Genomic DNA, 14986 nt, shown 5'->3' with positions numbered 1-14986 from the left:
AGATGAGACGAATAAGATAGGAGGAAACAATCATGGCTTACAATAGAGGCGAGAGACCAGATTCTCCGATGAAGAGAAGAGGCGGACGCAGAAGAAAAAAAGTTTGTGTATTCTGCGGTAAAGAGAATAACGAGATCGATTACAAGGATGTAGCAAAGTTAAGAAAGTATGTTTCCGAGAGAGGTAAAATTCTCCCGAGAAGAATTACAGGTAACTGTGCGAAACATCAGAGAGCACTGACAGTTGCTGTTAAGAGAGCACGTCATATGTCCCTGATGCCATACGTTCAGGACTAATTCTGATCTTATACGGGGTCGTTGCGAAACAGATGAGCAGTCATCTGGAGGCAGCGGCCCTGTTTTTTTTATGAGCAAAACAGATTTTATCATTGCTATGGAATTATAATAAGGAATCTGGTATAATGTTAAATAACTTATGGGTTAAATTACATTAAGAACAGGAAAAAGCAATGAACAACAAAGTTAAATTCAAGGGGCCTATGAAACACTTCATGCGCTGGCCGCTGTACCTTTCGGTCCTGGTCGTGCTGCTGGACCTGCTGGTGTTTATTGTAAGTGTAAAGGCCGGAATTCTGGTGTCTGTAGGTACTGTGATCTATATTTTTATCGCAGTACAGCTTTTTCGATATCACAAACCGCTGATCATCAATGATATGATCGCATTTGCCAATCAGTATGATGTGGTAGAAAAGCGGATGCTGGAAGAACTGGCGCTTCCTTATGCCATTATGGATATGGAAGGCCGCATGATCTGGTCCAACCGTATTTTTTCAGAGATCACGGGGAGAGATCAGTTTTATAAAAAAAATATCAGCACAGTTTTCCCGGATATTACTCCGGACAAGCTTCCTGTAGCCGATGAACCGGAAATTTCTGAGATGAGTATACATTTCGGGGATCGGATCTATCGGGTTTCCATGCAGCGGGTGACTATGGGTGAAGTAGTCAGCCATGCGGATATTCTGGAGAATATGTCCCAGAATGTCAGTCTGATCGCCATGTATCTTTATGATGAAACAGAGCTTAAGGAATACATCCAGAAAAATGAGGATAACAAGCTTGTTGTAGCACTGGCTTATCTGGATAATTATGAAGAAGCACTGGAGAGCGTGGAGGATGTGAGAAGATCTCTGCTTATCGCACTGATCGACCGAAAGATCACCAAGTATTTTTCCAACTTTGACGGCCTTGTGAAGAAACTGGAGAAAGATAAATATCTTCTGATCATGCGCCAGAGTTCACTGGAAACACTGAAGGAACAGCGTTTTCATATCCTGGATGAGGTTAAGACGGTTAACATCGGAAATGAAATGGCTGTGACATTAAGTATCGGAATCGGTCTGAATGCTTCTACGTATATCCAGAATTACGAATATGCCAGAATTGCCATTGAGATGGCACTGGGCCGTGGCGGTGATCAGGTAGTGATCAAAAATGAAAATAATATTACCTACATTGGCGGCAAGGCACAGCAGATGGAGAAATCAACCCGAGTGAAGGCACGAGTGAAGGCTCAGGCTCTGAAGGAATTTATGAGCACCAAGGATCGAGTGGTGGTTATGGGACACAAGATCACAGATGTGGATGCTCTGGGAGCTGGGATCGGTATTTACCGTGCCGGTAAGACTCTTGGTAAGCCGGTGCATATTGTGATCAATGATCCGACCACATCCATTCGGCCGCTGATGAGTGGATTTATGGAGAATCCGGATTATGAGCCGTCCATGTTTGTGGACAGTAATCAGGCCAAAGAACTGGTGGATAACAATACGGTAGTAATTGTGGTGGATACCAACAAGCCAAGCTATACCGAATGCCAGGATCTTCTCTATATGACAAAGACCATTGTGGTATTGGATCATCACCGCCGCGGCAGCGAGGTGATCCAGAATGCAGTTCTGTCCTATGTGGAGCCATATGCATCCTCAAGCTGCGAGATGATCGCAGAGATCCTGCAGTATTTTGCAGACGGGCTGAAGCTTCGCAGTATTGAGGCGGACTGTATTTATGCGGGTATCATGATTGATACCAACAACTTTACAACAAGAGCGGGTGTGCGTACCTTTGAGGCAGCAGCATTCCTGCGCAGATGCGGAGCAGATGTGACACGTGTACGTAAGATGCTCCGGGATAATATTGATTCCTATAAGGCGAGAGCGGAGGCAGTTCGTACTGCGGAGATCTACAGAGATTATTTTGCCATTGCAAGATGTCCGAGTGAAGGTCTGGAAAGTCCTACCGTTGTAGGAGCACAGGCGGCCAATGAGCTGCTCAATATCGCAGGAGTCAAGGCATCTTTTGTTCTTACCAGCTATAATAATGAGGTTTACATCAGTGCCAGAGCCATTGATGAAGTGAATGTACAGGTCATGATGGAACGGATGGGCGGCGGCGGACATCTGAATATTGCCGGTGCACAGGTGAAAGACACCATGGATGAGACCGAAAGAATGCTGAAAGAAATTATAGACCAGTTATATCAGGAAGGGGACAAATAGAAATGAAAGTAATTCTTCTGGAAGATGTTAAATCCCTGGGTAAAAAGGGACAGATCGTAAATGTAAGTGACGGATATGCAAGAAACATGATCCTGCCAAAAAAGCTTGGTGTTGAAGCTACATCCAAGAATCTCAATGACCTGAAACTCCGTAAGGCAAATGAAGAAAAGGTTGCACAGGAAAATCTGGACGCTGCCAAGGCATTTGCAGAGGAGCTTTCCACAAAGGAGGTTATCCTTACTCTGAAGGTAGGTGAAGGCGGAAGAACATTCGGTTCTGTATCCTCAAAAGAAATCTCAGAGGCAGCCAAAAAACAACTGAATCTTGATATCGATAAGAAAAAGCTCCAGATGGAGAATCCGATCCGTAACCTGGGTGTTACCAATGTTCCGGTACGACTTCATCCGAAGGTAACCGGAAGTCTCAAAGTCTGGGTAAAAGAGGCGTAATCAATGGAAGAAGCACTGATCAAGAGGATTCTGCCTCACAGCATTGAGGCAGAGCAGTCAGTGATCGGATCCATGATCCTGGATCGTGATGCGATCCTGGTGGCTTCCGAGATCCTGACCAGTGATGATTTTTATCAAAAACAATACGGCATCATTTTTGATGCCATGGTGGAGCTCTGTAATGAAGGACAGCCGGTAGATCTGATCACTCTGCAGAATCGTCTCAAGGAGAAAGAGCTTCCGCCGGACATCAGCAGTATGGAATATGTCCGTGATCTGATCGCAGCAGTTCCTACATCAGCCAATGTGAAATACTATGCCAATATCGTAAGCGAAAAGGCAGTTCTCCGTCGGCTGATACGGACTACGGAAGAAGTTGCCAATGCCTGTTATCTGGAAAAGGACAGTACGGAAACCATACTTGAGGAATCCGAGAAAAAGCTGTTTAATATTTTGCAGAGAACAAATGGCAGCGATTATGTGCCGATCCAGCAGGTTGTGTTGAATGCAGTCAGCAATATTGAGAAGGCTTCCAAGCTGAAGGGCTCCGTTACCGGGATTCCGACCGGATTTGTGGATCTGGATTATAAGACTTCCGGTATGCACGCATCCGATCTTGTACTGATCGCAGCTCGACCTTCCATGGGAAAAACTGCCTTTGTATTGAATATTGCCCAGTATATGGCGTTTCGTAAAGATGTGACCGTGGCTATTTTCAGTCTGGAGATGTCCAAGGAGCAGCTGGTAAACCGTCTTCTTGCTATGGAATCTCACGTGGATTCCCAGAATCTCCGTACCGGAAATCTGAAAGATGAGGACTGGACGAAGCTGGTAGAAGGAGCGGATATTATCGGTGGCTCCAATCTTATTATTGATGATACACCTGGAATCTCCATTGCGGAGCTTCGTTCCAAATGCAGAAAATATAAGCTTGAGCATAATCTGGGGATCATCATGATCGATTATCTTCAGCTGATGAGCGGAAGTGGAAAATCGGATTCCAGACAGCAGGAAATTTCAGATATTTCACGATCGCTGAAAGCGTTGGCAAGAGAGATCGATGTACCGGTAATTGCGTTATCACAGCTTAGCCGTGCAGTGGAACAGAGACCGGATCACAGGCCGATGCTTTCGGATCTTCGAGAGTCCGGAGCTATTGAGCAGGATGCGGATGTGGTCATGTTTATCTATCGAGATGATTATTATCACAAAGATACCGAGAAGAAAGACATTGCGGAAATTATCATAGCCAAGCAGAGAAACGGTCCTATCGGAACTGTGGAGCTGGTATGGCTGCCGAGATATACCCAGTTTGTAAATATGAAAAAATAGAGCCGTGCAGACGGTAAATGAAAGGCTGTCAGGATGAAAGCTTATAGTTATCCTGATGGCCTTTTGTATTTTTGGCTGTGTGATCGTGGAGTTCAGGATGCTATGGATATAGGCAAAGAGTCATATTTGGTAAAATTATGTCAACCGATTATTCTTGCTATTTCCTGATCTCAGGGGTTATACTGTAGACAGCAGCAGTGAATCTCTATATAAGGGGGCGTTCACAATGGAAAAAAGATATACAGTCAGACAGGCCGTAACACTGACCGGAGTGAAATCTTATGTCCTGCGTTACTGGGAGGAAGAACTGGAGCTTCGGATCGGACGCAATGAACTGGGACATCGCTATTATACACCGTTTGATATCCAGCTTTTTCTTAAAATAAATGAGCTGAAAAGTAAAGGACTTCAGTTGAAAGCAATCCGTACACTGATCCCACCGGAGGCAAGAAAGGCAGATACACCGGATTTTTCAGAATCTGGTATCAGGATCCTGGATGGAGAAGCTGTTGAGCTTGAAGATATCCCAATGAAAAAAACGGGATCTGAAAAGGAGTTCATGGAAAAAACGGAATCCGGGAATACAGAGAAGTGCGAGGCAGATAATGATAAGATACTGGAGTTTCAGGAAATCATGGAACGCCTGATCCGTGAGGAAATGCAGAGAAAGAAAGAAGGAGAGTACCGGTGTCGTTCTCTGGATGAAGCGATCCGCAGGCAGCAGCAGGCAAGAAGAGAAGCGGCAGCTTCCTGTGAGGGAAAAAAGAATAAAAAAAACAGAAAAGGCTGCCGGTAAACCGGCAGCCTCATTCATTATAGCAGCTTATCAAGCTAATGATGCATTACTCAGCAGAGATAGCACCAACTGGACAGGCCTCAGCGCATGTTCCGCAGTCAACACAAGCGTCTGCGTCGATTACATAATGCTCGTCTCCCTGAGAAATAGCCTCGTTCGGGCACTCACCCTCACATGTTCCACAGCTAACGCACTCGTCAGAAATTACATATGCCATAATTGATATCCTCCTTTTAAATTGTGTATTATATGTATCCCCTACCAGGGATTCTATTCCCATTCTAATATATCTGCATAAAGAATACAAGTATAAATTTATAAACAAAACTGAAAATTCGTAACCCGTTGATTCCATTCAGGATTCGTATTATAATAGCAGAACGGAATGAAAATATTTCGATAAAACAGTAAAGGAGAATACAATCATGGCAAAAGTTACAAAGAGCATGCTGATCGGAGAACTGCTCACTGTAGACCCGAATATCGCACCGATCCTGATGAGAGCAGGAATGCATTGTCTTGGCTGCCCGTCTTCACAGATGGAATCTCTGGAAGAAGCAGCAATGGTCCATGGCTTGGACGCAGATGTCCTCGTAGCTCAGATCAATGATTTTCTTGGTGAGTAATAAACAGAAGTTTTTTTGCTGAAACAAAAGGACCGCTGTCGGGAAATGCAGATCATATGGATCGCATTCCGACAGCGGTTTGTTTGTCTGTAGGATATTTGGTTTGTCAGATATTCAGAAGCTTCTGAAGTGCATGATCAGCGATCAGTGCACAGTGCTCTCTGAGGTAGGCTTCACCGGCTGGTGTGAATGCGCGGCCGATGCCATACTCGGAAAGGATATTGCAGACCTTGTTAAATTCTTCTGGTGTACAGTCTGACTGATGAAGTACCAGCTGATAGACACCGTCTTCTCCTTCACGATAGAGAGTATTATCACCGGTAAAGAAACCATTCATACCATGAGATGCGGCAATAACATCATCCAGCCCCGGGAAAGAGTACAGGCGTATAAGCTTTACAGAACTCTCAGCCGGCTGCTGTGATGCATCCGGAGTTTCTGTTGCCTGAGAGGCGGAAGTTTCCGCCCTTTTTTCTTCCGGTTTCTGTGAAAGATCCTTAAGCTTGGATTCACAGAGCTTCTGGAAGATATCGATGATATTGTCAGCGCCATCGATCTCTACGGTATCGGAAGGTTTGTTGCCCTTGAAGGGTGCAAATTTGGAAAAACGTGTATCCAGTTCTTCAGGATCTTCCACTTTAGTGATAATGAGGATAATACTTTCGGCATTGACAGGAATAGCCTCGATCATCAGAGGAATATTATCTGCTTCAAAACCAAATTGTATCTGTGCCTGCTGCATCATATCACGAAAGAGACGTTTGGCTTTTTCGGTACCGTATGCAAGTTCGCTGATACGGATCTGATGACTGTCCAGATCTTCTTTCGTCAGGGTACAGCGGATCTGATTTTCATTGATTTTTTCTATTTTCATATGATCACATCCTATAGGTAAATAAATTTAATCTTTTACATACTGTATTATATAACAGTTATACACAAGATGTAAAGATGTAGAAACCGGAGAAAAAAGAAAATTTCTGATTCTTTTATAAAAGACTTGCATCTGAAGAGAAATCAGGTATAATGAAAAGCAGAAAAGCTGTCTCCTCCCGGAAGTAAGAAGACAGTAACGATAACTTAAAGTCATATTTTTCTGAAGATAAGGATTCTGTGTGAAATTCATCGGCGAGTCTGTCGGTACACAGAGAAATTTCCCCCCATTTTATTATTTATATTTTATTACAAGTATCATCCTAACAGGGAAGGTGCAGCTTTTCGAGAACCATTGCTGGTGTTTTCTGAAAATCTAACCAGGAAAGGAGGTCGGGATACGCCAAATATATCACAGGAAAAAAAGAAATCCGCAAAACCCCTTCGAAGGGAACTGGAGCTTTATCGTGAGAACGGAGTTTCTCTTTATCTCAATGGAGCACCAAGCACTCCGAAAAAAATCGCAAAAGCCTGTCAGATTGCGGAAAACGGGGTCTATATGCGGGATTATACGGAAGATGAAGACGGCCATATCGCCTGTGTAAGCTTTGATCTTATTCGCAAAGAATGACCGTACATAAGAAAAAACGGTTCCCCGAATAACGATCATCCCCTGCACTCATGCATACCATGCGGGGAACCGAAATTCTAAAGAAATTGTGAAAAATTATTAAAAGTCGATTTTTATAACGAAATGTAGACAAGATATGTTATAATAAAGCAAATTATGACATTTTATACCGAAAGGAAAAAAACATGATAAAAAAACACATACCGGTCCTTGTGGTAGGTCTGCTGATCGTTCTGGTCGCTCTTGCCGGAGGGACTGTTTACGGGATCAATAAGCTTATACCAAGCAGGAAACAAATGGATCTGACAGAATACTACGGCCAGAATGCAGACGGTGAGGCTGCGTTGATACTTGGAACTGAGAAACTGGAAGAGAAGGCACTTATCTCAGGAGAAGATGTATATCTTCCGCTGGATGTAGTGAACGGATATTTGAATCAGAGATATTACTGGGATAGCGAAAACAAGAAGATACTGTATGCAACACCATCCAGTCTCACAGAGGAACCGGCTTTAGATAAGGCAGACGGAAACGTGTGGCTGAAGGATGACACGGTTTATCTGAAACTGGATTATGTAAAAAAGTATACAGATATCGATTCTTATATAGAGCAGGATCCTGCAAGGATTGCGATACAGTACAAATTTACCAATGTGGAGACCGTGACCACGAAGAAAGATACCGTGATCCGTTACCGGGGCGGGATCAAGGCGCCGATCCTTTCCAAACTGGCGAAGAATACAGTTCTCCGGCTGATGAATGAAGGAGAGGACTGGGATCAGGTGGCAACCGATGACGGTTACATCGGTTATGTTCAGAAGAAAAAAGTAAGTGCTGTGGATACAACGGATTATGAAAGGGATTTTAAAACAGAGTCCTATACATATCTTACCATGGATGAACCGGTGAACCTGGCATGGCACCAGGTTACCAGCACAGATGCAAACAGCTATTTCGCAGATGCGGTACAGAATATGACAGGCGTGAATGTGATCTCTCCAACCTGGTTTTCTGTAACAGATAACTCCGGAAATATTTCAAGTCTTGCATCTGGGGAGTATGTGATGCAGGCACATGAAAAAGGACTGAAGGTATGGGGACTGGTGGATAATTTTAATGAGAACATGAATACCAAAGAAGTTCTTTCAAAAACCAGTTCAAGGCAGAATCTGGAGAATCGGCTGATCACTTATGCACTGAAAGTAGGAATGGATGGAATCAATGTTGATTTTGAATCTTTGAGCGAAGGAGTAGGAATCCATTTCCTTCAGTTTTTAAGAGAGCTTTCTATCCAGTGTCACGCCAATAATTTGGTACTGTCTGTAGATAATCCGGTTCCGGAAGATTTTACCAGTCATTATGACCGTGCGGAGCAGGGCAAGGTTGTGGATTATGTGATCATTATGGGCTATGATGAGCATTACGTAGGCTCCGATGCCGGTTCTGTGGCATCTCTGCCATGGGTAGAACAGGGGGTTAAGGATACGCTTTCAGAAGTAGCGGCTCAACGGACGATCCTTGCGATTCCGTTCTACACAAGGCTCTGGAAGACTACAGATGGCGGTGCACTGACAAGTGAGGCCATCGGTATGGATCAGGCACAGCAGACGATCAGTGATAACGGAGCAGAAACATACTGGGACAAGAAGACAAGTCAGAATTATGGAACCTATGAAGGGGACGGTGCCACATACCAGATCTGGCTGGAGGACTCTAAGTCTATTGCGGAAAAGGTTAAACTGATCAAAAAATATAAACTGGCAGGTGTGGCAGAGTGGAAGCTTGGATTCGAGAACAGCGGGATCTGGAGCGTGATCACAGAAAACCTGTCATAAACAGAAGAAAACATTGTGATCTTCACAATGCTAAAAACACTCCCGGCAACATATATTAAAATAAATATGCCGGGGGTGTTTTGCGTTGAAAAAACATTTCATAGAATTGGCAATGGCAGTTCTTATGCTGGTCTGTTTTTATATTCTGTCATGGGAAGCGGCAGAAACTGCAGGCAGACTTATAGATGTATCCGGAAATATAAAAGCAGATCAGGTGATCCTGGTGGATGCCGGTCATGGCGGTGTGGATTCCGGAATGGTGGGAATCGGTGGACTGAAGGAAAAAGGAATCAATCTGGATATTGCCATGAAGCTAAAAACGATCCTGGAAAAAAAAGGCCTTGCCGTAGTAATGACCCGGGAAGAAGATAAAGGTCTTTATGAAAATGGTACAAAAAATATGAAAGCACAGGATCTGCAGAATCGTATTGAACAGATCCGGAAATATGAACCGGTGCTTTCTGTGAGTATCCACCAGAACAGCTACAGTGATCCCGGAGTAAAAGGTCCGCAGGTATTTTATTATGAGGATTCGGAAGGCGGAAAAGAACTGGCACTTGCGATCCAGGAAAACATGAACCGGAAGCTTTCCATTGCACGGCCGCGGGTGGCAAAAGAAAACAGAACCTATTATCTTCTGAAGAGAAGTCCGGGTGTGATCAATATCGTAGAATGTGGATTTCTTACAAATCCGGAGGAAGCTGCCCTGCTTCAGACAGAGAAGTATCAGAGAAAGGTAGCAGAGGCTGTGGCTGATGGAATCGTTACATATCTGAAAAAACAGAAGGAAAACGAAAATAATTGAAAAAAATGTGAATAGCCTTTTCATAGGAAGGTGATTCTGCTATACTTTACGTGAATTAAGGAGAATCCTATGCTTGGAATCATTTATCTTATATTATGTATGTTAACAGGAATGGAAATGGCAGGATGTCTGTTTCCGCGTCAAACAACTGAAAGAGGAAACAGGATATGGGTGGTCCTGCCGGCAGCGTTTGGGATGGGAATCCTGATGCTGACCTGGGCAGTCTATATTCTTTCCTGGATGTTCAGCATATGCGCGGGGGCAGAGCATCCTCTTTTTTATGGAAATCTGATCGTATTTCTGGTAGATATCCTGCTGCTTTCGGGAATCTTCCGGTGGAAAAAGAAAAAACAGCAAAAAATGTTTGTGATATCCGAACGGATGATCAGCAGAAAATGGATCCTGAAAAAAGAGCTTCTGCTTTTTGGCATTTTGACGGTTTTTGTGACCTGGATGATGTTTTACGTTTTCCATATGAAAGACGGCATTCTGTACTCCGGCTTTTCGGTATACGGAGATTATGCACCCCACACGGCAATGATGCGATCTTTTTCAAGGGGAAATAATTTTCCTACCCAGTATCCGCATTATGGCGGGCAGGATGTGAAATATCATTTTATGTTCCAGTTCCTTGTAGGAAATCTGGAGTATCTGGGCCTCCGTCTTGATCTGGGATATAATCTGGTAAGCATCCTGTCTCTGGCGGGATTTCTTATGGTGCTTTACGGGATCAGCTACCGGATGTTCAAAAGCTTCTGGGCAGGGGCAGCTGCCATTGTTTTCTTTTTTTTCCGCAGCGGAACAGCGTTCTGGCATTATCTGTGGGAACATCTTCAGGCGGGGGACCTTGTACGGACGCTGGAAGAAAATACGGCGTTTATCGGTTATACTACCAATGAAAACTGGGGATTATGGAATTTCAATGTATATCTGAACCAGCGTCATCTGGCTTTCGGCCTTCTGATGGCAGCTGTAGCGGTATGGACCTTTATGGATTGGGTGGAAGCCGGATGCAGTCACAAGGAGCATGGATTTTTGTGGGTCCGTAACCGTTTTTTTACAAAAAAAGCCTGGATCTGCAGAAATGTGGATACGGCGATTCTTCTGGGACTGTTTCTGGGATTAACTGCCTTCTGGAACGGAGCTGCGCTGATCGGCGGACTTCTGATCCTTGCCGGACTGGCAGTGTTTTCTGACGGTAAGCTGGATTATGTGATCTGTGCCGGATTGGCAGTGCTTTTTTCGGAACTGCAGTCGAAGATCTTTGTGTCGGGAAGTGTTATGAGTCCATCCTTTTACTGGGGCTTTCTGGCAGACAATAAAAGCATTTCCGGTGTACTCTGGTATCTGGTGGAGATCAGTGGATTTTTCTTTGTGGGAATGATCGTGGCAGCAGTATTTCTGAAGAGAGGTCAGCGGGCAGTGCTGATGGGCTGTTTGCTTCCAATGGCATTTGCATTTCTGGTATCTCTGACTCCGGACATCAATGTCAATCATAAATATGTGATGATTTCCTATGCCTTTGTGACAGTTTTCTGGGGCTGGATCGTAAGATGTGTTTTCCTTGCAGGGAAAAACAGCTGGAAGAAATGGGCCGGTCGCGCAGCGGCAGCGGTCCTTTGTATCTGTCTTAGTGCAACGGGGATCTATGATTACGTGATCATCTTAAGAGACAACGATTCCGCACACAGGATGACTGTAAATATGGAAAGCAGCCTGACGGACTGGCTCAGTGCAAATCTTAAGAAAAATGATCTTCTGCTGACACCGGAATATACCATGAACGAGGTCACTATGTCCGGTGCCATGCTGTATTGCGGATGGCCTTATTATGCATGGTCTGCAGGGTACGATACGAGCTATCGTGCCGGCCAGGCAGTGCTCATATATACCACGGATGATCCGGAGCTACTGAAAGCTACCGTAAAACAGGAAAAGATCACATATATCCTGTTTGAGGAGGATATGGAATTTGAACAGCAGGAATGTCGTGAGGATATCATCAGGGAGACATATCCACTGGTGTATACCTCAGAGGATGGGAGAATAAGAATCTATGAAACATGACAGCTTATATATCATTATGCCGGCATATAATGAAGAAAAAAATATCGGGACCGTGATCGAGCAATGGTATCCGGTAGTGGAGAGAATCGGCGGGGACAGCCGCCTGGTGATCCTGAATGATGGCAGCAAAGATGCGACCTACAAAAAAATACAGAATTATCAGAAAAATCATGACCGTCTTATCGGAATCGATAAACCGAATGAAGGACATGGAGGAACAATACTCAGGGGATATCGTTACGCAGTAGAAAAAGGTGCCGATTATATTTTTCAGACGGATTCAGACGGCCAGACACTTCCGGAGGAATTCTGGCAGTTCTGGGAAAAACGTCAAAAGTGCGGGCTTCTTATCGGTTATCGGCAGAAGAGAGAGGATGGGCTTTCCAGGATTTTTGTGACAAGAATACTGCGGCTTGTGCTTTTTCTTATTTTTGGAACCTGGGTAAAAGATGCAAATACGCCATATCGGCTGATGGATGGAAAACAGCTCGCCAAAGTACTGAAGCGTATCCCAAGCGGATTTTTCCTTTCCAATGTGCTGATGACCGTGATCTATGAAAAACATCATCTTTATGTGGAATATATCCCCATCACATTCCGACCGAGACAGGCCGGAAAAAACTCTATCAACATGAAACGGATCATAAAGATCGGAAGACAGGCATTTGCGGACTTTATCCGTCTGCGGGGCAGAATCTGATACAGGAGGGACAGAAGGATGAAAAAAAAGATCAGAGAATTATTTCCGGAGCTGACTGCAGCAGTGCTCCTGACAGTACTTTCTGCGTATCTCCTGGGAGGAGATGTATGGACATTCTGGACCTGGTGGCTGCTTGCGCTGTTTATGGGAATGGTGGCAATGCCGGTCACAGGAAGGCTTTTTGGTAGTTTTGAAGACCGGGGATGGCTTTTTTCAAAGGTACTTGCCATTGCGGTTACCGGATTTCTCACCTGGCTTCTGGTAGCGGTGGAAATCCTTCCTTTTACAGCAGCAGTGTGTGTAGGAGTATCTGTGGCTGTTGGCATTTTATGTGCTGTACTTTTTCATGTTCAGCTGAAGCATGGCATTGAATGTTATCCGTCAGGAAAGATGCAGCTGATCTTTCGGGAGGAGCTTCTGTTTTTTGGAATCTTTCTGCTGTGGACTTATCTGGCAGGATTCCGGCCGCAGGCATACGGAACAGAGAAATTTATGGATTATGGCTTCATGGAGGCCATGATGCGGAGCAAAACTCTTCCTGCACGTGATCTCTGGTATTCACAGGGAACCATCAATTATTACTATGGCGGGCAGTATTTTGCAGTATTTCTTACGAAGCTTACAGGAAGCCGAGTGGAAGTGACTTATAATCTGATGCGTACCTTTGTGGCAGCGTTTGCCTTTGTGTATCCGTTTTCCCTGGTCCGTCAGATGACGAAGGACAGGCTGTATGGACGGCTGGATGGAAAGAAGAAATATCTTCCTTCACTGGCAGGAGTTACTGCAGGCATTGCAGTATCTATCGCGGGAAATGTACATTATATCGTCTACCGTTGTGTACTGCCGCTGATCCGGAAGATACAGGGAGTGGCAGAAACAGCCAGCTACTGGTTCCCGGATGCAACTCGTTACATAGGGTATAATCCGATGAATGACAGTGATAAGACCATACATGAATTCCCATGCTATTCCTTTGTTCTGGGAGATCTTCATGCCCATGTGGTAAATGTGATGTTTGTGACATTTCTGGTGGGAATGCTCTATGCATGGCTGAAAATGATCCGAAAAAGAGGGCCTGAGCCTGAAAAACAGGAACGCAGTGTTTTCTGGCTGAGACAGCTTCTGATGCCGCATATCCTTCTGGCGTCCGTTTTTCTTGGCATGTTCCAGTGGACCAATTACTGGGATTTTGTGATCTATTTTGTAGTGACCGGTGGAGTTGTCCTGATCGCAAATATCATACGATTTGAGGGAAAGATAATCAGGATCCTGGCAGTGACGATCGTACAGGCAGTGGAGATCATAGGTCTCTCTTATCTGGTGATCCTGCCCTTTACATTGAAATTTGATACGATGGTACAGGGGGTGGCACTGGCACAGCATCATTCACTGTGGTATCAGCTTCTGATCCTCTGGGGACTTCCGGTGCTCCTTACTGTTTTGCTGATCCTGTCTGTCATCACAGAAAAAATGAAGGGACTGAAGCATAAAAGTCTTTACAGGCTGCTGGAGGCGATCACAGTTCCGGATCTTTTTGCAGTGATCATGGGCTTATGTGCTATCGGACTGGTTTTGATCCCGGAGCTTGTATATGTGCGGGATATTTATGAAAATGGAAATGCCAGAGCCAATACTATGTTCAAGCTGACGTATCAGGCATATATCCTTTTCGGAATGACAATGGGATATGGGATTTATCGTATGCTGGTGATATCCAGACAGAAGATTATCCGGATCCTTTCAGGTGTGGGGCTTTTTGTACTGCTCTGGACCGTGGGCTATTTCGGAAATGCCGTGCATTCCTGGTTTGGGGATGTCTGGAAGGTTTCGGAGTATCAGGGACTGGATGCAACTACATTTCTTGAGCAGGATTTTCCTCAGGATGCGTCGGCGATCCGCTGGCTGAAGCAGAATATCAAGGGCTCTCCTGTGGTGCTCGAGGCTAACGGGGACAGCTATACCGGATATGAGAGAGTTTCTGCATCTACGGGGCTTCCGACCGTACTGGGATGGTATGTGCATGAATGGCTCTGGAGAAATAATGTACCTGACCTCAATGAAAAAAGTGCGGACATCCAGACTATTTATACATCTACAGATGCAGAGACGGTAAAAAAACTGATCAGCCGTTATGATATTTCCTATATCTTTGTAGGAGGACAGGAAAAAGAAAAATACGGAACAGAGCTTAATGACAGTGTTCTTCAGAGTCTGGGAAGCATTGTCTTTGAAGATGATATGTCAGGAACCTACATTGTGAAAGTGGAGCAGGATTGACATTTTTTCCATAATAACGCTATAATGTAACTATTATGTAGCTATCTGTTAACGGATATGCTCAGCAGGAGATTTCT

General features: G+C 44.5%; 14 protein-coding genes. 12 read left to right on the top strand and 2 right to left on the bottom strand.

Annotated elements, in window-relative coordinates; translation table 11 throughout:
* Window positions 1-32: 32 nt before the first annotated feature.
* The 5 genes from rpsR (at window position 33) to EAI83_RS04175 (ending at window position 5095) form a co-directional block, all read left to right on the top strand.
* A complete protein-coding gene (rpsR, locus tag EAI83_RS04195) occupies window positions 33-296 on the top strand; it encodes a 30S ribosomal protein S18 (protein WP_021651398.1) in 264 nt (87 codons plus the stop codon).
* A gap of 173 nt (window positions 297-469) precedes the next feature.
* Window positions 470-2518, top strand: coding sequence for a DHH family phosphoesterase (locus EAI83_RS04190; RefSeq protein ID WP_022426425.1), 2049 nt, complete (start codon window positions 470-472; stop codon window positions 2516-2518).
* A gap of 2 nt (window positions 2519-2520) precedes the next feature.
* Window positions 2521-2967 (top strand): 50S ribosomal protein L9, encoded by a 447-nt coding sequence (gene rplI, locus EAI83_RS04185; RefSeq protein WP_118608331.1) that lies wholly within the window; start codon window positions 2521-2523, stop codon window positions 2965-2967.
* 3 nt (window positions 2968-2970) lie between these two features.
* Window positions 2971-4299, top strand: coding sequence for a replicative DNA helicase (dnaB, locus tag EAI83_RS04180; protein WP_015527183.1), 1329 nt, complete (start codon window positions 2971-2973; stop codon window positions 4297-4299).
* 226 nt (window positions 4300-4525) lie between these two features.
* Window positions 4526-5095 (top strand): MerR family transcriptional regulator, encoded by a 570-nt coding sequence (locus EAI83_RS04175; protein ID WP_114002149.1) that lies wholly within the window; start codon window positions 4526-4528, stop codon window positions 5093-5095.
* A 46-nt stretch (window positions 5096-5141) separates the two neighbouring features.
* Here EAI83_RS04175 and EAI83_RS04170 read toward each other — a convergent pair whose 3' ends face one another.
* Window positions 5142-5312: a DUF362 domain-containing protein gene (locus tag EAI83_RS04170; RefSeq protein WP_015527180.1), complete on the bottom strand. Its 171-nt coding sequence runs from the start codon at window positions 5310-5312 to the stop codon at window positions 5142-5144.
* Between the two features lie 208 nt (window positions 5313-5520).
* Between EAI83_RS04170 and EAI83_RS04165 the strand changes: the two genes are divergently transcribed.
* Window positions 5521-5721: a DUF1858 domain-containing protein gene (locus EAI83_RS04165; protein WP_015527179.1), complete on the top strand. Its 201-nt coding sequence runs from the start codon at window positions 5521-5523 to the stop codon at window positions 5719-5721.
* 106 nt (window positions 5722-5827) lie between these two features.
* Here EAI83_RS04165 and EAI83_RS04160 read toward each other — a convergent pair whose 3' ends face one another.
* On the bottom strand, window positions 5828-6595 hold the full coding sequence (locus EAI83_RS04160) for an adaptor protein MecA (protein ID WP_021651393.1): 768 nt from the start codon (window positions 6593-6595) through the stop codon (window positions 5828-5830).
* Between the two features lie 360 nt (window positions 6596-6955).
* Here EAI83_RS04160 and EAI83_RS04155 point away from each other — a divergent pair, with 360 nt between their 5' ends.
* From EAI83_RS04155 to EAI83_RS04130, 6 genes are all read left to right on the top strand, one after another.
* Window positions 6956-7225, top strand: a complete 270-nt coding sequence (locus tag EAI83_RS04155) for a hypothetical protein (protein WP_021651392.1) — start codon at window positions 6956-6958, stop codon at window positions 7223-7225.
* A gap of 185 nt (window positions 7226-7410) precedes the next feature.
* Window positions 7411-9060 (top strand): glycosyl hydrolase family 18 protein, encoded by a 1650-nt coding sequence (locus EAI83_RS04150; protein WP_129974658.1) that lies wholly within the window; start codon window positions 7411-7413, stop codon window positions 9058-9060.
* A gap of 85 nt (window positions 9061-9145) precedes the next feature.
* Window positions 9146-9865 (top strand): N-acetylmuramoyl-L-alanine amidase, encoded by a 720-nt coding sequence (locus EAI83_RS04145; protein WP_059085996.1) that lies wholly within the window; start codon window positions 9146-9148, stop codon window positions 9863-9865.
* A 69-nt stretch (window positions 9866-9934) separates the two neighbouring features.
* Window positions 9935-11932, top strand: a complete 1998-nt coding sequence (locus tag EAI83_RS04140) for a hypothetical protein (RefSeq protein ID WP_129974657.1) — start codon at window positions 9935-9937, stop codon at window positions 11930-11932.
* The gene (locus EAI83_RS04135; protein WP_129974656.1) at window positions 11922-12632 is read left to right on the top strand and encodes a glycosyltransferase family 2 protein; all 711 of its coding nucleotides are present in this window, start codon (window positions 11922-11924) and stop codon (window positions 12630-12632) included. Before EAI83_RS04140 ends, EAI83_RS04135 begins: the two co-directional genes overlap by 11 nt.
* A gap of 18 nt (window positions 12633-12650) precedes the next feature.
* Window positions 12651-14909: a DUF2298 domain-containing protein gene (locus EAI83_RS04130; protein ID WP_129974655.1), complete on the top strand. Its 2259-nt coding sequence runs from the start codon at window positions 12651-12653 to the stop codon at window positions 14907-14909.
* Window positions 14910-14986 lie beyond the last annotated feature (77 nt).

It is taken from the genome of Blautia sp. aa_0143 (genome assembly GCF_004167315.1).
GTDB classification, from domain to species: domain Bacteria; phylum Bacillota; class Clostridia; order Lachnospirales; family Lachnospiraceae; genus Blautia_A; species Blautia_A fusiformis.
The sequence above is the reverse complement of the archived record's forward strand: the minus strand, read 5'-3'. Positions and strand labels throughout refer to the sequence as shown.

Excerpts from the sequence above, each read along its gene's own strand:
- EAI83_RS04130 (WP_129974655.1), top strand. The coding sequence starts at position 12,651 with ATGAAAAAAAAGATCAGAGAATTATTTCCGGAGCTGACTGCAGCAGTG.
- EAI83_RS04165 (WP_015527179.1), top strand. The coding sequence starts at position 5,521 with ATGGCAAAAGTTACAAAGAGCATGCTGATCGGAGAACTGCTCACTGTA.
- rplI (WP_118608331.1), top strand. The coding sequence starts at position 2,521 with ATGAAAGTAATTCTTCTGGAAGATGTTAAATCCCTGGGTAAAAAGGGA.
- EAI83_RS04175 (WP_114002149.1), top strand. The coding sequence starts at position 4,526 with ATGGAAAAAAGATATACAGTCAGACAGGCCGTAACACTGACCGGAGTG.
- EAI83_RS04160 (WP_021651393.1), bottom strand. The coding sequence starts at position 6,595 with ATGAAAATAGAAAAAATCAATGAAAATCAGATCCGCTGTACCCTGACG.
- EAI83_RS04170 (WP_015527180.1), bottom strand. The coding sequence starts at position 5,312 with ATGGCATATGTAATTTCTGACGAGTGCGTTAGCTGTGGAACATGTGAG.
- rpsR (WP_021651398.1), top strand. The coding sequence starts at position 33 with ATGGCTTACAATAGAGGCGAGAGACCAGATTCTCCGATGAAGAGAAGA.
- dnaB (WP_015527183.1), top strand. The coding sequence starts at position 2,971 with ATGGAAGAAGCACTGATCAAGAGGATTCTGCCTCACAGCATTGAGGCA.
- EAI83_RS04135 (WP_129974656.1), top strand. The coding sequence starts at position 11,922 with ATGAAACATGACAGCTTATATATCATTATGCCGGCATATAATGAAGAA.
- EAI83_RS04150 (WP_129974658.1), top strand. The coding sequence starts at position 7,411 with ATGATAAAAAAACACATACCGGTCCTTGTGGTAGGTCTGCTGATCGTT.
- EAI83_RS04190 (WP_022426425.1), top strand. The coding sequence starts at position 470 with ATGAACAACAAAGTTAAATTCAAGGGGCCTATGAAACACTTCATGCGC.
- EAI83_RS04140 (WP_129974657.1), top strand. The coding sequence starts at position 9,935 with ATGCTTGGAATCATTTATCTTATATTATGTATGTTAACAGGAATGGAA.